This window comes from Bacteroides sp. AF25-5LB (assembly GCF_003602965.1).
Taxonomy (GTDB): Bacteria; Bacteroidota; Bacteroidia; order Bacteroidales; family Bacteroidaceae; genus Bacteroides; species Bacteroides uniformis.
In genome coordinates this window covers 144,212-168,777 of record NZ_QTMC01000009.1, presented here as the reverse complement: position 1 = coordinate 168,777, position 24,566 = coordinate 144,212, and the positions used below count along the sequence as shown (strand labels likewise).

At 47.8% G+C, this 24,566-nt stretch carries 18 protein-coding genes; 10 read left to right on the top strand and 8 right to left on the bottom strand.

The annotated features are described in order from the left end of the window. Nucleotides 1-29 precede the first annotated feature (29 nt). On the bottom strand, nucleotides 30-959 hold the full coding sequence (locus DWY57_RS11875; protein WP_119961804.1) for a TIGR01212 family radical SAM protein: 930 nt from the start codon (nucleotides 957-959) through the stop codon (nucleotides 30-32). 315 nt (nucleotides 960-1,274) lie between these two features. On the opposite strand from DWY57_RS11875, the gene DWY57_RS11870 reads away from it, so the two are divergent. From DWY57_RS11870 to DWY57_RS11845, 6 genes are all read left to right on the top strand, one after another. Continuing rightward, entirely contained in the window at nucleotides 1,275-2,234 is a 960-nt protein-coding gene (locus tag DWY57_RS11870) for an ROK family protein (RefSeq protein WP_117599342.1), read from the top strand. Then, nucleotides 2,227-3,378 (top strand): MFS transporter, encoded by a 1,152-nt coding sequence (locus tag DWY57_RS11865; RefSeq protein ID WP_117588650.1) that lies wholly within the window; start codon nucleotides 2,227-2,229, stop codon nucleotides 3,376-3,378. The genes DWY57_RS11870 and DWY57_RS11865 overlap by 8 nt, the downstream gene beginning before the upstream one ends. A gap of 31 nt (nucleotides 3,379-3,409) precedes the next feature. Then, nucleotides 3,410-4,171, top strand: coding sequence for a sugar isomerase domain-containing protein (locus DWY57_RS11860; RefSeq protein WP_005823892.1), 762 nt, complete (start codon nucleotides 3,410-3,412; stop codon nucleotides 4,169-4,171). Nucleotides 4,172-4,372: 201 nt separating this feature from the next. Further along, a complete protein-coding gene (locus tag DWY57_RS11855; protein ID WP_117599339.1) occupies nucleotides 4,373-6,586 on the top strand; it encodes a S9 family peptidase in 2,214 nt (737 codons plus the stop codon). Further along, nucleotides 6,586-7,467, top strand: a complete 882-nt coding sequence (gene lipA, locus DWY57_RS11850) for a lipoyl synthase (RefSeq protein ID WP_117599338.1) — start codon at nucleotides 6,586-6,588, stop codon at nucleotides 7,465-7,467. Before DWY57_RS11855 ends, lipA begins: the two co-directional genes overlap by 1 nt. 46 nt (nucleotides 7,468-7,513) lie before the next feature. Continuing rightward, complete coding sequence (locus DWY57_RS11845; RefSeq protein WP_117599450.1) at nucleotides 7,514-8,632, top strand: hypothetical protein; 1,119 nt, start codon at nucleotides 7,514-7,516, stop codon at nucleotides 8,630-8,632. Here DWY57_RS11845 and DWY57_RS11840 read toward each other — a convergent pair. Together DWY57_RS11840 and DWY57_RS11835 are read right to left on the bottom strand one after the other, a co-directional pair. After that, nucleotides 8,598-9,302 carry an SAM-dependent methyltransferase gene (locus tag DWY57_RS11840; RefSeq protein ID WP_117599337.1) on the bottom strand — a complete coding sequence of 235 codons (705 nt, stop codon included), beginning with the start codon at nucleotides 9,300-9,302 and terminating at the stop codon, nucleotides 8,598-8,600. The genes DWY57_RS11845 and DWY57_RS11840 overlap by 35 nt on opposite strands. Beyond that, nucleotides 9,302-10,159 (bottom strand): enoyl-ACP reductase, encoded by an 858-nt coding sequence (locus DWY57_RS11835; RefSeq protein ID WP_025835705.1) that lies wholly within the window; start codon nucleotides 10,157-10,159, stop codon nucleotides 9,302-9,304. The genes DWY57_RS11840 and DWY57_RS11835 overlap by 1 nt, the downstream gene beginning before the upstream one ends. Before the next feature lie 383 nt (nucleotides 10,160-10,542). Here DWY57_RS11835 and DWY57_RS11825 point away from each other — a divergent pair, with 383 nt between their 5' ends. The 4 genes from DWY57_RS11825 to DWY57_RS11810 all read left to right on the top strand — a co-directional run bounded on the left by DWY57_RS11825 (nucleotide 10,543) and on the right by DWY57_RS11810 (nucleotide 15,917). Beyond that, nucleotides 10,543-11,196 carry an HAD family hydrolase gene (locus DWY57_RS11825; RefSeq protein ID WP_119961803.1) on the top strand — a complete coding sequence of 218 codons (654 nt, stop codon included), beginning with the start codon at nucleotides 10,543-10,545 and terminating at the stop codon, nucleotides 11,194-11,196. Between the two features lie 727 nt (nucleotides 11,197-11,923). Continuing rightward, complete coding sequence (locus DWY57_RS11820; RefSeq protein ID WP_117964843.1) at nucleotides 11,924-13,315, top strand: PTS transporter subunit IIC; 1,392 nt, start codon at nucleotides 11,924-11,926, stop codon at nucleotides 13,313-13,315. Between the two features lie 20 nt (nucleotides 13,316-13,335). Next, nucleotides 13,336-14,292: a 5-dehydro-4-deoxy-D-glucuronate isomerase gene (gene kduI / locus DWY57_RS11815; protein WP_117964845.1), complete on the top strand. Its 957-nt coding sequence runs from the start codon at nucleotides 13,336-13,338 to the stop codon at nucleotides 14,290-14,292. Between the two features lie 140 nt (nucleotides 14,293-14,432). After that, nucleotides 14,433-15,917 carry an MFS transporter gene (locus DWY57_RS11810; RefSeq protein WP_117964847.1) on the top strand — a complete coding sequence of 495 codons (1,485 nt, stop codon included), beginning with the start codon at nucleotides 14,433-14,435 and terminating at the stop codon, nucleotides 15,915-15,917. Nucleotides 15,918-16,237: 320 nt separating this feature from the next. On the opposite strand, the gene DWY57_RS11805 is transcribed toward DWY57_RS11810, so the two are convergent. From DWY57_RS11805 to DWY57_RS11785, 5 genes are all read right to left on the bottom strand, one after another. After that, on the bottom strand, nucleotides 16,238-19,702 hold the full coding sequence (locus DWY57_RS11805) for an AAA domain-containing protein (RefSeq protein ID WP_119961802.1): 3,465 nt from the start codon (nucleotides 19,700-19,702) through the stop codon (nucleotides 16,238-16,240). After that, nucleotides 19,699-20,520 (bottom strand): twin-arginine translocase subunit TatC, encoded by an 822-nt coding sequence (gene tatC / locus DWY57_RS11800; RefSeq protein ID WP_005823936.1) that lies wholly within the window; start codon nucleotides 20,518-20,520, stop codon nucleotides 19,699-19,701. The genes DWY57_RS11805 and tatC overlap by 4 nt, the downstream gene beginning before the upstream one ends. 137 nt (nucleotides 20,521-20,657) lie before the next feature. Further along, on the bottom strand, nucleotides 20,658-20,873 hold the full coding sequence (gene tatA / locus DWY57_RS11795) for a twin-arginine translocase TatA/TatE family subunit (protein WP_119961801.1): 216 nt from the start codon (nucleotides 20,871-20,873) through the stop codon (nucleotides 20,658-20,660). Between the two features lie 111 nt (nucleotides 20,874-20,984). Further along, complete coding sequence (locus DWY57_RS11790) at nucleotides 20,985-23,510, bottom strand: bifunctional UDP-N-acetylmuramoyl-tripeptide:D-alanyl-D-alanine ligase/alanine racemase (RefSeq protein WP_117599332.1); 2,526 nt, start codon at nucleotides 23,508-23,510, stop codon at nucleotides 20,985-20,987. After that, entirely contained in the window at nucleotides 23,486-24,475 is a 990-nt protein-coding gene (locus DWY57_RS11785; RefSeq protein WP_117599331.1) for a GSCFA domain-containing protein, read from the bottom strand. The genes DWY57_RS11790 and DWY57_RS11785 overlap by 25 nt, the downstream gene beginning before the upstream one ends. Nucleotides 24,476-24,566: the final 91 nt, after the last annotated feature.

Below are 24,566 nucleotides of genomic sequence, written 5' to 3'. Positions count from 1 at the left end.
AAAGTTGCGGCAAAAATAATTCTTTTTTCTCACATTTCATACTTCTTTCCCTGATATGCACCGAGTTCTTTCATTCTTTTTTGAACCCGATGATTAAATTCATAATTTTTCAGTCCCCAGTCGGGTGCAATGAGCAGTTCCTTAGGAGACTGGGAGACGAAACGCTCCAGCACCAAGTCCGGCCGCAGATGCTCGATATAGTCTATCACGAAGTCGATATATTCCTCCACATCAAACAGATGAAAATCTTCAGGATGCTGCCGGTACTCCAGAGCCATGCGGGTACCCCTTATCAGTTGCAACTGGTGCATCTTCAAGGTAGTGAGTGGCAGGCGGGACAATACACCGGCTTGTGCTACGATACTTTCGTGCGTCTCGCCCGGCAGTCCGAGGATGACATGCCCACCGGTCAGGATTCCGCGTGAAGCGGTTCTTTCCACCGCATCGGCGGCGGCATGGAAAGTATGCCCGCGGTTGATGCGGCAAAGTGTCTTGTCGTCGGTACTCTCTATGCCGTACTCCACTAAGAGGAATGTATGCCGGTTCATCTCCTCCAGATAGTCCAGCAAGCTGTCGGGCATACAGTCCGGACGGGTGCCGATAACCAGGCCCACCACTCCGTCTGCCGACAAGGCCTCCTCGTATTTCCGCTTCAGGTCTTCCAATTCGCCATACGTATTGGTATAGGCCTGGAAATAGGCGAGATACTTCATCTCCGGATATTTGTGTGCAAAGAACTGCTTGCCCTCTTCCAGCTGGCGGGTAATGGATTTCTCCGTACGGCAATAATCGGGGTTGAAGGTCTGGTTGTTGCAATAGGTGCAACCGCCGACTCCTTTGTTTCCATCCCGGTTGGGGCACGTAAAACCGGCATTCAGCGATATTTTCTGTACCTTATAGGGAAAATATCGCTTCAGAAAAAGAGGGAACTCATTATAGAGCGTAGATTTGGTTTCCATACATATTCCTTATGTAAGTGGCAAATATAGGATTTTTCCGTGGGATGAACCTGCAAAAACAAGAATACTTTCCACTTAATTTGTTAACGAACATAAAACAAAGAATTTCCGCCTGCACTAAAAAATGTTTCATCTACTGATATATAACTAATTAATTGAGAAAGAGTACATCCAAGCTCAATTACATTAAACACAATTTAGTGATTAGACACTCTTTTTACACACAATTTCCTCAGTTTATACTCCTCAAGAATGAAATAAATTCATAGCTTTGCATACAACCTTAATGAATCAACCTATAAATACTATAACACCATGGCAACAATCGCATTGGACATAGGCGGCACAAAAATAGCCAGCGCCATTTTCTTTCCGGACGGAAGCATGATGTTTAACCGCAAACGGCTCCTGAAAGGAAGAACCGGTCACGAAGTGGGCAAGCTCGCCGCGGATATCCTCGCCAAACTTCTTACCGTAGCACGCAGAAGCCGTATACACATCGACGGAATAGGTGTCTGCATCCCCGGTATCGTTTACTCCCAAACCAACCGGGTATGGGCCCCCAACATACCGGGCTGGGATAACTACCCCCTCTATGAGGAGCTGCGCAGTGTAACGCCTCCGGGCATCGAAATATACATCGACAGCGACCGTACCTGCTATATGTATGGAGAGATGTGGCAAGGTGCCGCCAAAGAATGTCACAGTGCCATATTCATTGCTGTGGGAACCGGTATCGGTGCCGGCATCATCATCGACGGGCACGTGTTGCACGGAGCCAACGACATTATCGGCGCCACCGGCTGGATGGCCCTGCAACCTCCCTATCGGGAAGAGTATGACGCATGCGGATGTTTCGAATATTACGCTTCCGGCAATGGTATCGGGGCACGGGTACGCGATGCCGTACGCGCCAACAAGGCATACAAAGGGAAACTGCGCCAGAAACCCATCTGCCGCATATCGGCCTATGATGTGTTCAGTGCCTATAATGAAAAAGACCCTATCGCCATCTCCGTATTGCACAAAGCCGTCGAGATGTGGGGCATGGCTTCCGCAAATCTGGTCAGCCTGCTCAACCCGCAGAAGATAATTTGGGGCGGAGGCGTATTCGGCCCTGCCGGTATCTTTATAGATGACATTTACAAGGAAGCCTGCAAATGGGCGCAACCGCTCAGCATCAAGCAGGTGGAATTTGTACCTTCTCAGTTGTCCGGTAATGCCGGACTGATAGGAGCAGCGTTTCTTGCCATCAAAAATCACTTGTATGAGTAACAGTTATCACAAGAATCTCGTATTCACGGCAGCGTGCATCGGGATGTGTTTCTTCGGAGTCTCCATGATTACATTGGGAGCAGTGTTGCCATCCCTCATAGCCAAGCTGAATCTGAGCGGGTTGCAGACAACCTCACTGGTCACTTTCCTGCCTCTGGGCATGCTGGCCGGTTCCCTGATTTTCGGTCCCATCGTAGACCGGTTCGGACATAAAGCCCTGCTGGTGCCCAGCTGCATCATCGTACTGCTGGGGATGGAAGGACTTGCCTTCTTTGAAAGCGTACCACTGCTGCAAGCTTCCATCGTCGGCATCGGCCTGGGCGGAGGCATCCTCAACGGAGAAACCAATGCATTGGTATCCGACATCTCAGGAGAATCCGAAAAAGGCTCACGCCTCAGTTTTCTGGGCATGTTCTACGGACTGGGCGCATTGGGCATACCGATGTTGCTGGGCTCCCTTTCCAGGCATTATTCATTCGAAACCATCTTACTGGGAATTGGCGTAGTGATGCTTGCGGGCATTATATTCTGTATCCCCGTACGCTTCCCCGCCCCTAAGCAGGCGCAAGGTTTCCCGGTAAAAGAGGGATTGGGACTGCTGAAAGAAAGCAGCTTACTGCTACTCAGCTTCATTCTTTTTTTCCAAAGCGGCATCGAGGGTGTCTGCAACAACTGGTCCACGAGTTACTTTGGGCAGATGACGGATATTCCGGCCAATCAGGCATTGATTGCACTGACCTGCATGGTAGCGGGACTGACCGTAGCACGTATGATGCAAGTTGCGATATTCAAGAAGATAAAACCGGAAACCGTGCTGCCCTACAGCCTTACGATCACTGCCATAGGATTCTGTTTCCTTATGTTCTCGCCGAGTTTTGCACGCGCGGCAGTCGGCATGGTGCTGGTAGGTATGGGGCTGTCGGCCACGTATCCCGTGATACTCAGCATTCTTGGAAGCCGGTACCCGTCCTTATCGGGAACAGCATTCAGCGTGGCGCTTGCCATAGCCCTCATTGGCCAGACTGCAATGAACGGCCTGATGGGAATGGTTTCCCAATACACCAATGGCATCGGGCTTTATCCTTATCTGATGATTGCCTCACTTGCCGTCATGCTCCTTTTGTATAAACGCTCACTCAAATAAATTTATTAACTTCTTAAAAAACAAAAAAGTTATGTTAGCACTCGAATGGTTAAAGAATGCCCATGGCATTATGGAAAAACTGGAGGCTACCCAGTTGGAAAACATCAAAAAAGCAGCCACTGTTATGGCAGATTCCATCGAAGCCGGTCGTTGGGTCCACACGTTTGGTTGCGGCCACGCAACGATTCCCGTAGAGGAAATGTATCCGCGTATCGGCAGCTTTGTAGGATTCCACCCGCTTTGCGAATTGCCTCTGACATTCTTCACGCAGATTATCGGCCAGATGGGTATTCATCAGTTCCTCTTCCTGGAACGGGCAGAAGGCTACGGCCAGGAAATTATGAAGAACTATGATTTTGATTCCAAAGACTGTATGTGGATTTTCTCACATACCGGTATCAATGCCGTCAATATAGACATGGCATTGGAAGCCAAGAAGCGCGGCATGAAAGTTATTGTATACGGTTCGGCCAGCGAAACGGGCGACAAGGCCAGCCGCCACTCCAGCGGAAAGAACCTCTTCCAGTTGGCAGATATCGTAGTGGATTCCTGCGTTCCCCTGGTAGACGCCTCCGTACCTTTGAAGAACCACTTCGACAAGGTAGGTCCGTTGTCTACATTGAGTTTCGTCACCATGGTATGGATGACCATCACTACCGTTGCCGAAATCCTTGCCGACCGTGGCGTACACTTGTACATCCATCCGTCGCACAACGTTCCGGGTGACACAACCGCCCACGAACGACTGGATGCAGCCATTGCAGAATATCAAAGAAAAGTCAAGTGCTTGTAACGAAAGATATTCCAATCATCATCTCATCCAATCATCATCTATGAGTGACGGACGTCCGTCCCTGCTTCGCCCCCAAGGAGCAGGACGGGCTTTTTCTGTTCAAAAAGAATAAAATCGGCCCACTGCTTCGATAAATCTTCCCTTTGTTGTATATTTGTTCCCCAGAAAAAAGATGGAAACAGATAAGCATAAAAGATAGATATGAAACAGATAAGCATCGCACTTCTCCTCTGCCTCTGTACGCTGGCAGGTTTCGCCCAAGGTGGCAAGGCGCTCGATTTGAAAGAAATCATATCGGGCAAGTTCACTCCGAAGAACATTTCCGGCGTTATCCCCATCCCGGGAGACGGAGAACATTATTCGCAAATGAATGCGGACAGGACACAAATCATCAAATACTCCTTCAAAACGGGAAAACCCGTGGAAGTGCTGTTTGATGCCGCTACCGCACGCGAATGCACGTTCAAGACATTTGACAGCTACAGCTTTGCTCCGGACGGCAGCAAACTGCTCATTGCCACCGAAACAACTCCCATCTACCGCCATTCCTATACGGCTGTGCATTACATCTACAGCCTGAAGCGCAATCTGGACGGTAAAATCAACAATATTGTGGAAAAACTTTCGGACGGCGGCCCGCAGCAGGTGCCCGTATTTTCACCGGACGGCAACCAGGTGGCTTTTGTACGCGACAACAATATCTTCCTTGTGAAACTGCTCTATGGCAACAGCGAAAGCCAGGTGACGGAAGACGGAAAACAGAACGAGGTGCTGAACGGCATTCCCGATTGGGTTTACGAAGAGGAGTTCTCCTTCAACCGTGCGCTGGAATTCAGTGCCGACAGCCAGATGCTGGCTTTCATCCGCTTCGACGAGAAAGATGTTCCCTCCTACTCTTTCCCTCTTTTTGCCGGACAAGCCCCCCACTTCACCCCTTTCGAGAAGTATCCGGGAGAGTATACTTACAAATATCCTAAAACGGGAGAAGTAAATTCCAAAGTGTCCGTACACACCTTCGATATCAAGTCGAAAGTGACCCGCAAGATAAACGTGCCGGTAGATGCAGACGGCTATATTCCCCGCATCCGCTTTACCCAAGACCCCAACAAGCTTGCCGTCATGACACTGAACCGCCATCAGAACCGGTTCGACCTATACTTTGCCGACCCTCGCAGCACGGTAGCCAAACTGGCTCTGCGTGATGAAAGCGATACCTATATCCGCGAGAATGTATTCGACAACATCGTCTTCTATCCGGAAAATTTCAGCTTTGTCAGCGAAAAGAGCGGATACAACCATCTGTACTGGTATAGCATAGGTGGCAATCTGCTGAAACAAGTGACAGCCGGACCATATGAAGTGCAGGAGTTCCTGGGTTATGACCCCGAAGAAGGAAGCTTCTACTTCAGCAGCAACGAGGAAAGCCCCATGCGCAGTGCCATCTACAAGATTGACCGGAAAGGCAAAAAGACCAGGCTATCGTCACAAGCCGGAACAAACAGTGCGCAGTTCAGTACGAACATGAAGTACTATATGAACCGTTATTCCAATCTGGATACTCCGACCGTCATTACACTGAACGACAATACGGGCAAGACTCTTGCCACCCTGATGGACAATGCGGCATTGAAGCAGGAAATCAGTGGCTATGACATGCCACGAAAGGAATTCTTCACTTTCCAGACTTCCGACGGAACCACATTGAATGGCTGGATGATGAAACCTGCCGACTTCTCCGCCGGCAAGAAATACCCGGTACTGATGTACCAGTACAGCGGCCCCGGTTCACAGCAAGTGCTTGACAAGTTCAGTGTAAGCTGGGAAACCTACATGGCATCGCAAGGCTATATCGTGGTTTGCGTAGACGGGCGTGGCACCGGAGGACGTGGTGCCGAATTCGCCAAATGCACCTATCTGAACCTGGGTATCAAGGAAGCCAAAGACCAGGTGGAAACCGCCCTCTACATGGGCAACCAGCCTTATGTGGACAAAAACCGCATCGGAATCTGGGGATGGAGTTACGGTGGATACATGACCATTATGAGTATGAGTGAAGGAACACCGGTATTCAAGGCCGGAGTAGCCGTAGCTGCCGTTACCGACTGGAACTACTACGACACCGTTTACGGCGAACGCTTTATGCGCACACCGAAAGAAAACGCCGAAGGCTATAAGGCCAGTTCCGCCTTTACCCGTGCCGACAAGTTGCACGGCAACCTGCTTCTAGTACACGGCATGGCAGACGACAATGTACACTTCCAGAACTGTGCCGAATATGCCGAACAACTGGTACAGCTCGGCAAACAGTTCGATATGCAGGTTTACACCAACCGCAACCACAGTATCTACGGAGGAAATACCCGGTTACACCTATATACGCGGTTGACCAACTTCTTCAACAAAGAATTGAAATAATGCCTGAAAGAGTACGTAAGCCTGAATGGCTCAAAATAAGCATCGGTGCCAACGAGCGCTATACCGAGACCAAACGCATTGTCGAGTCGCATTGCCTCCATACCATCTGCAGCAGCGGCCGTTGCCCCAATATGGGGGAATGTTGGGGGAAAGGCACCGCAACCTTCATGATTGGGGGAAATATCTGCACCCGGTGCTGTAAGTTCTGCAACACAGCAAGCGGGAAGCCCTTGCCGCTGGATGCCGATGAGCCTACACATGTGGCAGAATCCATCGCCTTGATGAAACTCTCCCATGCAGTTGTCACCTCTGTAGACCGTGACGACCTGCCCGACTTAGGCGCATCGCACTGGGTACGTACCATCCGGGAAATCAAGCGGCTCAATCCGGACACCACCGTCGAAGTGCTGATTCCCGACTTCCAGGGAAGAAAGGAGCTCGTGGCACAAGTTATCGATGCACAACCGGAAATCATTTCGCACAACATGGAGACTGTCCGCCGCATCAGCCCCCTCGTGCGCAGTGCCGCCAAGTATGAGACAAGCCTGGAAGTGTTGCGGCAGATTGCAGAAAGCAATACCACCACCAAGTCCGGCATTATGGTGGGATTGGGCGAGACTCCGGAAGAAGTGGAAGAACTGATGGACGACCTTCGCCAAGTGGGCTGTCACATACTGACCATAGGGCAATACCTTCAACCCACACACAAACATTATCCGGTAGCGGCATATATTACTCCCGAACAATTTGCACTCTACAAAGAGAAAGGATTGGAAAAAGGGTTTCAGCAAGTGGAAAGCGCCCCATTGGTACGCTCCTCCTATCATGCAGAAAAACAGATTCATTTTATACAAAAAAGAAGTAAAACAGGAAACATTTAAATCTCCCAGTTGTTATGATGTAAACGACAAAATCATAATACGGATAATGAATCATCAAAGAATTCTATCATCAAGATTCAATATGTCGCTGGGATTCATCCCCGTTATAATATCCATCATATTATGCGAGTTTATAACGCAGGACATGTCCATCTACATCGGTACAGGTGTAGGACTCTTCTTTAGCATCTATTCGGTGAGGCATAGAGGGACTCATGTTCCACAAATCATACTTTACTGCACTACCGGAATGTTACTGCTATTATCGGTAACAACCCTATTCCTCGTAAACTACTGTCCACGTTTTATGCTTCCGTTCACACTGGAAATCAGCGCTATCATTCCCCCATTCGTCATCTACCTCAATAGGAGAAAATTTCTGGACTACCACATGTCTCAGACACAGAAATGCTGCAAGCAGCTTTTTGCACAAGGGGCAGAAGCCGCCATCGTATCCTCACGCGTAATCCTTATCATAAGCCTGCTGCATTTTCTGATTATCTCCTTGGCGATTCTGGTCAGTTACCCTTTGGGAGATACTACCCGCCACATTCTGTTTTATGTGGCGCCTCCCCTCGTCTTTATATTAGGCATTCTGTTCAACCAATTCGGTATCTTCTATTTCAATATAGTGATGAACCACACGGTTTTCGTACCGATAGTCAACACCAAAGGAGATGTCATGGGGAAAGCCATCGCTTCAGAAGCCATCAACCGGAAAAACGACTATATCAATCCGGTCATCCGGATTGCCGTTGCCTCACACGGCATGCTGTTTCTCCTCCCCCGCCCCAAATGCAACGTTTTCGAGAAAGACAAAATCGACTTACTGATGGAGGGTTACCTGATATATGGAGAAACATTGGAACAAGGCGCACACAGAATTTTACGGCAAACGCTTCCCACCGCCCCATTAGACCATTTGCACTTCAACTTCATGTATCATTTTGAGAATGAAGCCACCGACCGCCTGGTCTATCTCTTCACGCTAGACCTGGACGATGACTCCATCTTATGCAATAAGAATTTCAAGGGTGGAAAGCTATGGACGTTCCAGCAAATGGAACACAACCTGGGACGGAACTTCTTCAGCAGTTGCCTGGAATATGAATTCGAGCACCTGGAAGCTATTATTTATACAAGAGAAAAATACAAGGAATCTTAGAAAGGTCGGGAGTCTTTCCCTGCCACTCCCTCACTGTCTTGGTTTTGATATACTCCCCTTCACAAGTAATGTTCGCCGCAATGCAGAGCTTGGTCTGCGGACGGCAGTTATGAAGAATATCCTCTATCATCTTATTATTGCGGTAAGGCGTTTCAATGAAAAGCTGGGTCTGATGTTCATTATAGACGCGTTGTTCCAGCATTTTCAGCTTTTTGGCACGCTCTGCCGGTTCAATGGGAAGATAACCGTGGAAGGCAAAGCTCTGACCGTTGAAACCGGAACCCATAACAGAGAGGATAATAGAAGAAGGTCCCACCAAGGGGACCACTCTCAAGTTTTTCCGTTGTGCAATAGCCACTACGTCCGCTCCCGGATCGGCCACAGCCGGACAACCGGCTTCGGAGATTACGCCCATCGGCTGCCCCTCCACCAGCGGCTTCAGATAGCCGGAGATGTCTTCAGGCGACGTATGCTTGTTCAACGTATAGAATGTCAGCGCATCAATATCTATTCCCTTGTCCACCTTCTTCAGAAACCGACGTGCCGAGCGCACATCCTCCACGATGAAATGACGGATTCCCAGTATTATCTCCTTATTATAAGGAGGCAACACTGCTTCAATAGGCGTATCGCCCAAGGTGACAGGCAAAAGATAAAGTGCGATTTCCATTAGCCGTAGATGATATTTCCGTTTTCGTCCTTATACTCATCCAAACCCTTCTCATAGGTAGCCATGGCGCGAAGACTCATACCTACGCTGGAGAAACCTCCATCGTGGAACAAGTTCTGCATAGTAACCTTGCGAGTGAGGTCGGAGAACATGACGATACAGTAATCGGCACATTCATCGGCAGAAGCATTACCAAGCGGAGACATGCGGTTGGCGAAGTCGAACAGCTTGTCCATACCCTTCACGCCGGAACCGGCAGTGGTCATCGTAGGAGATTGGGAAATGGTGTTGACACGTACATGGTGTTCGCGTCCGTAGATGTAACCGAAGCTGCGGGCAATGGATTCCAGCAGTGCCTTGGCATCTGCCATATCGTTGTAACCGTAGAACGTACGTTGCGCAGCCACATAACTCAGAGCCAGGATTGAGCCGTAGTCAGCAATGGCGTTGAGCTTCTTGGCAGCTTGTATCATCTTGTGGAAAGAGACAGCGGAAATATCCAGCGTCTTTTCCAACATATCGTAATCCAAATCATCATATGTACGTTTCTTACGCACATTGGGAGACATACCAATGGAGTGCAGCACGAAGTCGACCGGGCCACCCAATACTTCCATAGAGCGTTTGAATACATTTTCCAAATCTTCTACACTTGTAGCATCTGCAGGAATCACCTCGCAGTTCAGTTTCTCCGAAAGAGCGGACACTTCGCCCATACGTACAGCAACCGGCGTATTCGACAAAGTGATGGTCGCACCTTCTTCTACTGCTTTTTCTGCTACTTTCCAGGCAATGGACTGCTCATTCAGAGCACCGAAAATAATGCCTCTTTTTCCTTTCAACAAATTGTAACTCATACCTATTTTTAGTAAAATTCGGCTGCAAAGATAGGAAGTTTTTGCATAAAAAGCCCGAAAGTGTGCAAAGAAAAGGGAAGAACGGCAAAAAATACACCGATCACCCACTGCAAAACTACTGCAACGCTTGTGCAGTGCCACTGCAATACTGTTGCAGTCACACTGCAAAACAGTTGCAGTATCACTGCAAACATATTTGCAGTAACGCTGCACCCCATCTGCAGTACTACTGCAAAACGCATGCAACAGGAATGCAGTAATAATGCACTGATTATCAGCCCAGGGCTTCCTATTCTGCAAATACCTGATGAAACCCGAGACAGCATTTGAACATGAGCGCAAAAAGCCCTATATTTGCAGCAAACTAAAAAATAGAGAAAGCAATGAAGAAGTTGATTATATTTGACCTGGACGGCACTTTACTGAATACAATAGCCGATTTGGCACAAAGTACAAACCATGCCCTGCAAGCGCTCGGCTATCCCACCCACCCGGAATCGGCCTATAACTTCATGGTTGGCAACGGAATCAACAAACTGTTCGAGCGCGCCCTCCCGGAAGGGGAAAAGAGCGAAGAAAACGTCCTGCGTGTCCGCAAGGAGTTTGTGCCTTATTATGACGTGCACAATGCAGATAAAAGCCGCCCTTACCCCGGCATCCCCGAACTGCTGGAACAGTTACAAAAGAAAGGTATGGTATTGGCAGTGGCTTCCAACAAATATCAATCGGCTACCGTAAAATTGATTTCACATTATTTCCCCAATATACATTTTACCGCCGTCTTCGGACAGCGGGAAGGGGTCAACGTGAAGCCCGACCCAACAGTGGTGCATGACATTCTGGACATCACCCGGATATCCCGTGAAGACGTACTATATGTAGGAGACTCCGGAGTGGATATGCAGACGGCCGCCAATGCCGGAGTCACCGCCTGCGGAGTCACTTGGGGATTCCGTCCCCGTACAGAACTGGAAGAGTTTCATCCGGCACATATCGTAGACAATGCTACGGACATTGCCGTTATCTCCGCTCTTTGAGAGGGCACTCCCTCCCCGAGGTGATAAGGAACAGGAAGTGATGACAACAACTATCACCCAAGATATGTAGGGTCAGAACAATTCCCACATCACACCTTTATCTCCCCCCATCACAAGATAGGCATGCCCGTAAATTTTCAGAATATAACCAATATAACTATCAATCCTCCACATCTTTTCCCCATAAATCAATATCAGATGGAGCTTTCCATAAGCTCCATCCGACCAATAGTCCTATTGCCAATAAAAAAATCAAATATATCATTATAGTCCGGTTTGTTTCAATGTTTTATAATAACACTGCGAACGGTATGAAAGTTCACTCCACCCGAATTTGGAGAAAAAGGCACGTACACGAGGATTAGTTTCCTCCCCCGACTCTCTTAATCGAAATACATGCAGATACAATAAATTTACAAATCGAATCTTTCTTCATGCAATCATTCATTTTTTGTATTAGAACAGTTTTATTTCCCAAAACAAAAGTAATGCTTTCTTTCCAAACGGATATGTAGTTTTCAACGTAGAAGATGTATTATTTGGTTTTCGTGTACGAAAACGAGCAATTTTGTGCACGATAACGACCAATTTCGTCCAAAATTGTTCCATTTACTAATAATTATGCTTTTCAAGTTTGATTAATTGAGAAAAGGTCTTATTTTTGACCCGGTTTTTAATTCATACTATTGCAAAAACAAGCTCAATTACCTAATTAAATCACAAGAGAATGGAACAAGTTTTCGGCTATATCATCGGCTTAGGAGCAGCAGTGATGATGCCTATAATCTTTACAATTTTGGGAGTATGCATCGGTATTAAATTCAGTAAGGCATTAAAGAGCGGTCTGCTGGTAGGTGTCGGGTTCGTAGGTCTGTCAGTTGTCACTGCATTGTTGACCAGCAGCCTCGGTCCTGCTCTGAGCCAAGTCGTTGAAATTTATGGTCTTCAGCTGAAAGTATTCGACATGGGATGGCCAGCAGCTGCTGCTGTAGCCTATAACACATCGGTAGGTGCATTCATCATTCCGGTATGTTTGGGAGTAAATCTTCTGATGTTATTAACGAAAACGACCCGTACGGTCAATATCGACCTTTGGAACTACTGGCATTTCGCATTTATCGGCGCAGTCGTTTATTTTGCCAGCGACAATATCTGGTGGGGCTTCTTCGCCGCTATCATCTGCTACATCATTACCCTGATTATGGCCGACTATACCGCCGACAAATTCCAGGGATTCTACGACAAAATGGAGGGTATCTCCATTCCCCAGCCTTTCTGCGCAGGTTTCGTACCATTTGCCGTAGTCATCAATAAAGCATTGGACAAAATCCCCGGTTTTGACAAATTGAACATCGATGCGGAAGGCATGAAAAAGAAATTCGGTTTGCTGGGTGAGCCTCTGTTCCTGGGTATTCTGGTCGGTTGCGGTATCGGTGCCTTGTCTTGCAAGAACGGTCAGGAACTGGTAGACAAGATACCTTATATATTAGGTTTGGGTATCAAGATGGGCGCCGTAATGGAGCTGATTCCGCGTATCACCGCTTTGTTCATCGAAGGCTTGAAACCTATTTCCGATGCTACCCGCGAGCTGATTGCCCAAAAATTCAAAGGTGCTGTCGGCTTAAACATCGGTATGAGCCCCGCATTGGTTATCGGCCATCCTGCAACGCTGGTGGTTTCCCTGCTGCTGATTCCCGTAACCATACTACTGGCTGTCATCCTGCCGGGTAACCAGTTCCTGCCTTTGGCGTCGCTGGCCGGAATGTTCTACCTCTTCCCGCTGGTACTGCCCATCACGAAAGGAAATGTAGTAAAGACATTCATCATCGGACTCGTTGTACTGACCATCGGTCTTTATTTCGTAACAGACCTTGCCCCCTATTTCACACAAGCAGCTCACGATGTATACGAGAAGACACAAGACGCTGCCGTGAATATCCCTGCCGGCTTTGAAGGCGGCGCACTGGACTTTGCATCCAGCCCCTTCGCTTGGGTCATTTTCCACCTGACCTACTCGTTGAAATGGATAGGCTCCGGTATCCTTGTATTATGCACATTGTTCCTGATGATTATGAACCGTCGTGCCATTATCAAATACCAGAAATCAATCAAAAATTAAAAGTTAAATAGTAACGGATTATGAAAAAGTTAGTACTTGCATTTATGATGGGAGCAGCTGCCATGGCAGCCAATGCCCAAGTGAATTACAAAGTGCAGACCGCCTGCCATCCGCAGGACGTGAAGCATTATGACACGGAACTTCTACGCAGCAGATTCATGATGGACAAAGTCATGGCTCCGGATGAAATCAACGTAACCTACACCCTCTACGACCGGTTGATTTACGGTGGCGCCATGCCGGTGAACAAGACATTGAAATTGGAAGTGTTCCGTGAACTGGGTCCGGAAATCACTTACTTCCTCGAACGCCGCGAACTGGGTGTCATCAATACCGGCGGTGACGGAGTGGTTACTGTAGACGGCAAGGAATACCCCATGAAGTATAAGGAAGCCCTTTACGTAGGCTGCGGAAATAAGGAAGTAACCTTCAAGAGCAACGACGCTACCAATCCCGCCAAGTTCTACATCAACTCGGCTCCGGCCTACAAGCCCTATATTACTCAGCTGATTACCACCGATGCCAAGCTTCAGAAAGCCAACCCCAAGAAATATGCACTGGGCATCTCCGACCATTATGGAAAAATGGAGGACAGTAACGACCGCATCGTAAACCAGCTGATTGTGAAAGATGTACTGGAAAGAGTGAAAGACGGTGGTACCAACCAGTTGCAGATGGGACTCACGGAACTGGCTCCCGGTTCTGTATGGAATACCATGCCTGCCCACACACACACTCGCCGCATGGAAGCTTACTACTACTTCAACCTGAAACCCGGCAACGCTATCTGTCACTTGATGGGCGAACCGCAGGAAGAACGTCTGATATGGCTGCACAACGAACAAGCCATCACTTCTCCCGAATGGTCTATCCACGCTGCTGCCGGAACCAGCAACTATACTTTCATTTGGGGTATGGGCGGTGAAAACCTGAAATACAGCGACAAAGACGAAATCAAATACATCGATATGAAATAAAGTTGCCCTGTAGCGCCCAATAGGCATGGACTTAAATAATCCATGCCTATTTTTGTCATTTTCAGCATCCTAATTTACCCAATATTACACCTCGAACAACACACAAACCTACATTTGTATCAAAATATAAATCTATTATCATGAGTACATTTCAAAACACCGCAGGGCGGATGACCAATTACCGTTGGATTATCTGCGCCATGCTATTCTTCGCGACAACCGTCAACTACCTCGACCGCCAGGTTCTTTCATTGACCTGGAAAGATTTTATCTCCCCCGAATTCCACTGGACCGATACACACTACGGCTACATCACGGCAATCTTTTCCATCGTCTATGCCTTAGGCAATCTGTTTGCCGGACGTTTCATCGACTGGATGGGAACGAAGAAAGGATATTTATGGGCCATCGCCGTATGGTCCACCGGCGCCTGTATACACGCCCTTTGCGGACTTGCCACAGAAGTGACCCTCGGCATTGAAGATGCCGCCAACATGATTAGCGCTACCGGTGCATTGGCCTCTACCATAGCCATCACCAGTGTTTACTACTTCATTGCCGCCCGTATCATACTGGGCATCGGTGAAGCAGGAAACTTTCCTGCCGCCATCAAGGTTACCGCCGAATATTTTCCCAAGAAAGACCGTGCCTTCTCCACTTCCATCTTCAATGCCGGCTCTACCATCGGAGCACTGATAGCCCCATTGTGTATCCCTACCCTGGCCCGCTACTTCCAACGCATGGGCGTGGGCAACGGCTGGGAAATGGCTTTTATCGTTATCGGCGGATTGGGTTTCATCTGGATGGGACTATGGATGTTCATGTACAAGAAACCTGATGAAAATCCACACGTAAACGCAGCTGAGCTGGCATATATAGAACAAGACAAAGAGGAGGATAAAAAGGCGACTACTCCGGCAGCCAAGGACGAAAAGAGCATTTCTTTCCTACAATGTTTCAAATATCCGCAGACTTGGGCTGTATTTTTCGGCAAATTCATGACTGACGGTGTATGGTGGTTCTTCCTCTTCTGGGCACCCGCATACATTTCAGACGTTTACGGATTCTCTTCAGATACTCCCACGGCACAGATGCTTATTTTTGTGCTCTATGCCATCACGATGTTGTCCGTCTATGGCGGAAAATTGCCCACCATCATTATCAACAAGACCGGCAAGAACCCCTACGCCGCACGCATGCAGGCCATGTTCATCTTCGCACTGTTCCCGCTATTGGCATTGTTTGCACAGCCATTGGGCAACAAGGAAGTATTTGGCGAACAAGCCTATTGGTTCCCGATTATCATCATAGGTATTGCAGGCGCTGCCCATCAGTCCTGGTCGGCCAACATCTATTCTGTGGTAGGTGATATGTTTCCCAAGAGCACCATTGCCACCATTGTGGGAATCGGAGGTATGGCGGGCGGTATCAGCTCATTCCTCATCAACATGAGTTCCGGTTTGCTGTTCGACTATGCCGACAAGACACAAATGGTATTTCTCGGATTTCAGGGCAAGCCTGCCGGATATTTCATCATCTTCTGTATATGTGCAGTGTCCTACCTGATAGGCTGGTGCATCATGAAGGCACTGGTTCCGAAGTACAAACCGATTATAGTGGACTAATCAGAAGTCTCTTTATAGATATTCAAAATCATGCGGAGTTTGCAAACTGCATTACATGCCTTGCAAACTCCGCACAAAAAAAGCCCTTTCTCACGAAATGGCTTTTCTTTGTTCAATTACAGTCAAAAACAAAAAACTGTAAATGGAACACAATTTAAGATGAAAAAAAGGGAAGTCTCACGACTTCCACAATTCTTCTAACCTTAAATCTAAATCTCTATGAAAAAAACGTAATGCAAAGATAATGGTTTATCCCACACAGCGTTATTAATAAACTCTATAAAGAAGCAGAGAATATTTAAGATTTACTAATAAGACGGTTACGAATGGCAAACTACAGACAAGAGCTCGGCATAAATAGGGTTAAGTTTCAATAGTTGCGGCACTCCTGTCATAAACATCTGCTTGCGGGCACGAGTAAGGGCAACATTCAATTTCCGGTCAATCCGAGTACCGTTTTCCTCCGTCATATTTGCCAGAAACTTCAACTGATAAGCCCGGTTCACACAGAAAGAGTAGATAATGACATCCCGTTCGCTACCTTGGAAGCGCTCCACGGTGTCTACCAATATATCCTCCAAAGGAGCAATATCCAAAGCGGCAATCTCTTTCTTAATCAAGGCTATCTGACTGCGATAAGGAGTGATGACACCTAAAGTGACAGCCGGGTTGAAACCGGAAACAGCCGCATACTGCCGATAGATAGCCGCTGCCAACCGTGCCACAATCCGCGCCTCCGAAAGGTTCATCTTGGCCGACTGTGCCGACGGTTCGACTGCGGAAGGCAGAAAAGCGACACGACGAGTCAGCAAGCCGGCAAACTCACAATCACACAATTCAGGAGCAAGGGTCAGCTCACCCTGCTGGTGCGGCAAGCCAACCGGCTCCAGCAGACCACCGTAAAAAGCCCGGTTAGGAAACAAAGCTACCTCGATATTCATGCGTCCCTGACGACAGAGCATGTCATAGGAGGGATGAGGAATAAGGGATGAAGGATGAGAGGTTGATGTCTGGCGATTGGCGCTCTCCCTGGAGAGGTTTCTATAAAGGCGTTCGAAAAGGGAATCTTTCAAATTATACAATCCGATGGCCTGCAAAGCTTCGTCACACACTTCCGACTGCTCGGACGATTGCAAGACCACTGCGGGCAGCTGCTTATGGTCACCTATCAAAATAAATTTGCCGATGGCATCCGCGCCTGCAGGATTACGGGTACAGAGTAGTCCCAGCAGTTGTGGTTCCAAGATTTGAGTAGCCTCATCCACAATCGCTACATCAAAAGTCTTCAACCGGAAAAGCTCGGTCTTGGAAGAAAGCGTGGCAACCGTACCGACAAAAACACGGCAACGGGCAATGCGCTCCTGCACCTGCCGCCGAGTGGCACAAGGTTCCAACACATTCTCAATCAGATACGGGCGGAATGACTCATCACAAGACAACTCACTGCCTAAACGGATAAAGTCTATTTCAGGCTCAATGGAGGTCAGCGCCTTACTGATTTCATCTACGGCACGATTGGTATACGAAAGCAGCAAAATCTGTTTCCCCTCCCGGTAAAAGGCTTCTACCATGCCCCGTAGCGCTCGGGAGGTCTTGCCGGTACCCGGAGGACCGATTAAAAGGAAATAGTCGCGGGCAGCCTGCGCTTTCAGAGTAATTCGCGAAAAATCATCCGGAGCGGTCGCAATACCGGTATCCAAAGAAGCATCGAACTCGGGAGGGCGCTGCCCCAACAACAAGTCACGTCGTCTTTGGGTGGCAGAAAGAAAAGCGGAAAGTCCCAGATACATGCTACGAAAGGAGGTGTCCATATAGTCGTGCTCTATGGCATAAAGGCTAGCAGCAGGCAATACACCCGCATTCTGCTGAGTGGCACGAAGACGGATGCAGACTTCGTCATCGGATATGCGCTCTATATTACCTTTGAATACCATCTTGTTGGTAACGTTGTCGGTATCCGTATTCCGTTCGTAAAGAACCACCGCATCACCCTGACGGAAATTGGGCAAACTCCCCCCTACTCCCGGCTCCGCGGAGTATTCCCTCCCCCTCCCTACCGGGGAGGGGGTACGGGGGGAGAGGCTTAAATACGGTTTATGCGCATCTGCCGCATGATTCTCGCAAATAGCCAAATCGTACAGAATTTCACCTGCCTCACATTTCTCAGCCAGTGTGGAAAGCCAGAGGGCGGCAGCGCCGGTACGTCCTTCATAATCCACATCTCCAGATTTGGAGGTATAGAGTTCCTTGGTTATAAAATTATAGAGCGTATAAAAATAGCTTTGTTCCAACGACGAAAGCGAACGGATGCGTTGCGCTACGGCATCGATGGAAGGGTAAAGGAAACGTTTCCACAAGGTATTGTCCAAACCGCGCTCGTTCAAGGTGTCCGGATGAATGTCTTTCAGGCGCTCTGCCGTATACTGCGGGCTGTTCCGTAACTGGATGCCATATTCATTGGCTACAATCCGGTTACGCACATCCATCACACGGCGCACCATTGCCCACGAAGGACGTGCCGGATAAAGCAACGGATAACGGGTATAGAGCAGGTAGGCCTTTACACGTCGATGGTCCATTCCCATAGAATACTCCAACACAGCCTGATAGAGCAACATCTGTACCTTATTGTTTTCTTTAGGCTCCACCTTACCACGGATGGAATACTCGTCCGCCTTACCGGACTTCATTTCAATGAACGAGGTCATATCCCGCTGCATGTAGTCCAGACGCCCTTGCAAACCCAATGCTTCACAGATGTAAGAGGGTTCCAGCACGGCATCAGTCCTATCGAGTTCATAGCCGGATGCACGGAATGTTTCTGTCACCGTCCGGCGGATATTGTCGAAATGGCGCTTGCAATCGGAAAAGAATTCGGCTTCCTTCTCCCGGTCGCGCAGGTCGGCACATGCTGCCAGCTCAATGGGATAAGAACGGAAGGCCTTCTTCATGCATGCCAAATAATCGGGTGCCTCCTTGGCATGAATCCACTCGTCCAGAAAGAGGTTGGCAATATTACCCAACAGTAACGGACGGGTATTGTCCGGCGACTGGAGCCGTGCCAGGATATAGTTGGCAGGATGATGTCCGTAATCCTTAAAGCATTCGGCAAGCGAACTGATGTCTATCAAGTAATCGGGCTCAAGTACAATAAAGGAAGGAGTAAGTATGCCGGCTTCGTCCACCGTAACATCCAGCAGATTGACCTGGGCATGCCGCCACAGAATCCGGCAGGTTTCTGCAAACTCTTCATTAATCTGAGGTACATTGTAACGGACACGTAACGGCTCATCGGCCACAGTGTCTACTGGCAGTACATATAAGTAAGTATCATCGGCATACTGAAAACAGACGCGCATGCGCTTTATCTGCTCTTTGGCGGGCGGCGCCACTATATAGGTGGCATCCGCACGGGGCAGCAGGCGATAAAGCCCGGCAGGTATCTCCTCCCCTGTCAAGCGCTTGACAAAGAATGCCAGTGTCTTGGCATCACGCAACAACTGTTCACGTTGCGGTTCCGTCTGGCGGTTCAGAATAGCATTGGAGGTCAGCCGGAAGGTATGCAGACGGTTCTGTTCCACGGTGGAAAGTCCGGCCTTCGAAGCCACGAAACTGATACGTGCAGAAAGGTCCGTCATCTGCAAGCTTCCGTCGGGCATCTGTGTACGGCACAAACGCTCCAGCAATTCGCGCAATTGCCGATAGGCCACATCCAGGGAGCTTTCCTCAACGTGGCAGGCTTCCTGCAATATACTAAAATATTCTTTTACTTCACAATCCGTCATTCCTCTGTCTCCACTTCTTCCGCTTCATCATCAGTTTTTTTATCCTTTATCATCAGGATACTCAACTCATAGAGCAGATAAAGCGGCACCGCCACTACTGTCAAGGTAAACGGGTCACCGGTCGGAGTAATGATGGCCGAGGCAATAACAATGATGACAACAGCATGACGGCGGTATTTCCGCAAAAAGGTCTTGTGCACCAGTCCCAGCAGGGAAAGCAGCCATGTCACCAGCGGCAGTTCGAATGCCAGCCCCATGCAAAGCACCAGCATCATGAAATTGTCAATGTACGAGTTCAGGGAAATTTGATTCTCGATGGCTGCACTCAATTGATAAGTAGAAAGGAAACGCAAAGTCAGTGGATAGACCATAAAATACCCCAGCGACACACCGATGAAAAACATCACCGTACCTATACCCAGCGCTTTCCTCACCCCTTTACGCTCGTTTGGATAAAGGGCAGGGCTTACAAAGCGCCAGATTTCATAGAATATATAAGGAGCAGCCGTAACCACCGACATCCAGAAAGCGGTAGACATGTGGACAAAGAACGGTGCGGCAAGATTGATATTGATGAGTTTCACATGAAACTCTTGAGTAAAGAATTCATCCTTCAAATCCAATTTCTGCCCTATCCAACGGAGCAGGTCATAGAAAACAAAGTCGTTATGGCAAGGAGCCAGTATCACGTTGTCAAACAGATAAGGCATGGCAATAAAATAACCGATAGCCAATACAAACCACACACCAAGCACACGAAACAGTACCCGGCGCAACTCGTCCAAGTGATCCCAAAAGGTTAGCTCTTTTTCTGCCATAAACACCAATGCATTTACTATTTTACGATTTACTATTTGGGCTACGCAGTGGAATGAAAGATAACAAGTCTACCCATACTTCTGCAATTTGCAGAGTATCAAATAGTAAATCGTAAATAGTCAAATAGTAAATCCTTTTATTTCTTTTCAGCTGGTTTATCCAAATCTTCCTGAGCCTTGTTTATCTCTTCTTTGGCTTCATTCACACCATCCTTGAAGCTCTTCACTCCTTTGCCCAAACCACGCATCAATTCGGGAATTTTCTTACCGCCAAACAATAGTAAGATGACCAATGCAATAATTATCCATTCGGAGCCGCTGGGCAGAAAGCCTAATAAAAGTAAGTTTATCATAGTTATATCTGATTAATTATAATGCAAAGATAGAAAAATTAAGGATTAGGGATTAAGGATTAAGGATTAATTTTATTGTAATCTCCATCCCCTAATCCCTGCCCCCTATCTTCAGTCTTGATAATAAACACGTTTTACCCGCGTAGAAACGCTTGTCAACACCTCATAAGGAATAGTTGCAAGCGCATCGGAAAGAACGGTTATAGGCAGATGATTACCAAAAATTTCCACACTGTCACCCTCCTTGCAATCGATGTCCGTTACATCAATCATACAGACATCCATGCAGATATTCCCTACATAGACAGCCCGTTGGCCGTTTACAAGACAATAGGCATGTCCGTTTCCAAGATGGCGATTCAGACCGTCGGCATAACCAATGGGAAGAGCCGCTATACGTGACGGACGGGTGAGATGCCCTTTCCGGCTATACCCAACCGTATCCTCTTCAGGAACATCACGTATTTGGAGGATGGTAGTCTTTAACGTGCTCACATTATTCATAATGGAATTGTCTATGGGATTGACACCATAAAGACCGATACCCAGACGCACCATATCGAATTGCGCCCCCGGGAAACGCTCGATACCTGCAGAATTGCAGATATGGCGAAGTATCTTATGCGGAAAAGCTCCCTGCAATTCCATGGACGCTTTTTCGAACATTTCTATCTGCCGGCGTGTAAAACTGTCGAATTGCTGCGAATCGCTCCCTACCAAATGTGAGAAGACGGAACGGGCAATCACGGCATTCTGTCCCTTCAGCCGTTCTATCAGCCGGGGCATATCCTCCGGAGCAAACCCCAGGCGGTGCATACCGGTATCCAGCTTTATGTGGATGGGGAAGTTTGTGATACCTTCCTTTTCCGCTTCTTTAATCAAAGCGTCCAGCAGATGGAAGCTATATACTTCGGGCTCCAGCTTGTAATCGAACATGGTCTTGAAAGCAGTCATCTCAGGATTCATGATAATGATGTTCGCTGTGATACCCGCTTTGCGGAGTTCGGAGCCTTCGTCGGCAACTGCCACAGCAAGATAATCGACATGATGTTCCTGCAAAGTCTTGGCTATCTCATAAGAACCTGCACCGTAAGCGGAGGCTTTCACCATGCAGACCATCTTTGTTTCCGGCTTCAACTTGCCACGATAATAGTTCAGATTGGCAATCATCGCTCCAAGATTAACCTCCAGGATAGTTTCGTGCACCTTCTTCTCCAATACTTCCGTCAAGGAGTCAAAACCGAACTTACGTGCACCCTTAATCAGAATAATTTCGTTTTCAAGGCGCAGTTCCCCACGCTGGATAGTGCGTATCAAAGCTGCCGTATCCGGATAAAAGGTCTTCTCTATATTAAAGCGTGCAGCGCAGGAAGAGATTTCATTTCCTACACCTATGATGCGTTCAATGCCGCGGCTGTTTACCAGCTGTGCCACTTGTCGGTAAAGTGTCGGCGTATTCTGACCGGTCTCCAATATATCCGAAAGAATCAAGGTCCGCCTCAATCCCTTACTTTGCGAACGGCGGTAAAGAAAATCGAGTGCAATATCCAATGAGCCAAGGTCAGAATTATAACTGTCGTTAATCAACAGACAGTTGTTTTTTCCCTCCTTGACTTCCAAACGCATGGCGATGGGTTCCAGCTTTGCCATACGTTCCGTAATCCGTTCGGCAGGAAGCATCAGATAGAGGCATGCGGCCAGACAGTTCAGCGAGTTCTCGATGGAAGCATCATCTATGAACGGCAAGGTAAACGTATTGTCCATATCCAGATAACGATAGGAAATGACAGTACAGTCATCCTGTTTCTCCACTTTACTTATATATAAAGGACGTTCCATATCCTTCCGGCTCCACGCAATCTCACGTGCAGAAAGCATGGACTTCGCCACACAGTTGCTGACGAACTCATCGTCACCATTATAAATCACTACATCACAATTCTTGAAAAGCATCAACTTCTCCATACACTTCTCCTGTAACGAGAAGAAATTTTCCTGGTGAGCCCCTCCTATATTGGTCAGGATGCCTATGGTAGGCTTAATGATGTTCTGCAAAGCGCGCATTTCCCCCGGTTCGGAAATACCGGCTTCAAAAATAGCAAGTTCAGACTGTTCGTTCATCTGCCACACAGACAAAGGTACTCCAATCTGGGAGTTATAACTACGGGGAGAACGGATAATGGCACGTTCCGGACTGAGCAACTGGTGCAGCCATTCCTTCACAACTGTCTTTCCGTTGCTTCCCGTAATACCGATGACTGGTATCTGGAACCGGTTCCTATGCTGTTCTGCCAGTTTTTGCAGGGCTTTCAGCGGATTGGAAACAATAAGGTAGTTGACAGTGGAAGATTGAAAATGGATAGCGGGTTGCTGCGCATCATTATCAATTTTCAATTCTCCATGCTCAATTAATCTAAAGCTTTCTTCGCTAAGCACAAAATTACGTACTCCACGGGCATATAAATCTGCGATATAGCGCGCACCGTCATTCCTCTTGGTGGTCAAGGCAAAGAATAATGTTTCCTCAGGAAAATTCAGGGAACGGCTGTCTGTGAGCAGCCAGTCTATGGTAGCCGGCACGTTTCCCACACGCCGTGCGCCAATACTTTCGGTTATGCTTTCAATCGAATACGACATATTTCTCTCTCTTTTTGGAAATCTAAGTACGGGTATTTTCCGTTAAGTTGGTCTATTTTTAACACAATTTGTCCTAAAAAACGCTTATACTCTTCTGAAGCAGGATAAAATGGCTTATGCGACAACATCTTACGGATATTTTCACTTTCTTCCATAATCCGTAACGCATCGGCAGAGATGCACGACCGAATAAACCTTTCCCAGATATAGCGAATGGCTATTTCAGAAGGATGCACCATGTCTTCTGCATAGAAGCGATAGTCACGAAGCTCGTCGAGCAACAACTCGTATGCCGGAAAATAGAAAACATGTTTTGGGAAAGTGGCTTGCAACTGATTCACGGCAAGCAGCAAGGTAGCTTTACTGAGCTGGTTGGCATGCATTCCGTCACGCACGTGGCGGATGGGGCTGACGGTAAACAATATTTTCAGCCGGGGAATCCGCGCCAGCAAACCGGAAAGCAAAGAGGTGTAGTCAGACACTATTTCACTGACGGAAAGCATGTGACGAGTAAAGCAAGACTCAGGTTGCTTATGGCAGTTGGCAACTATAGTTCCCGTCTTTTTATTTTCATATACCCAAGCAGAGCCGAAAGTCAGTAGCAGACAATCCAACCGATCCAATCTTTCATGGGCGCTTTTCAAACGTCCGTTAATACCTGCCAATGTTTCCTCTGCAGAGACTGAGGAGAAGCTACCATGATGCATGGCACTGTGCCAAAGTCCATGAAAGAGGAAAATGTCGTTTTCATTGTAGCATTTGCCCGCAATGATTTCACGCAATGCCACAGAAATGGAAAAAGGATTATAAAGCACACCATAAGGATTGACGTCACAACAGAACTTGGCATCCGCCAGCCTTTGTCCCATCTCGGATGCAAAACAAGAACCCATCAGCAACAGATTATTCTCTTGCGAAAGAAGGGGCATACCGGAAACTACTTCTACAGGCGTATAAAGATTCATAAGCTCGGAATAAAAAAACATTCACATTCGGGAAAAAGGATGTACCAACCTACTTGCTACGCCACAAAGATACGAAATTTCAATATATAAC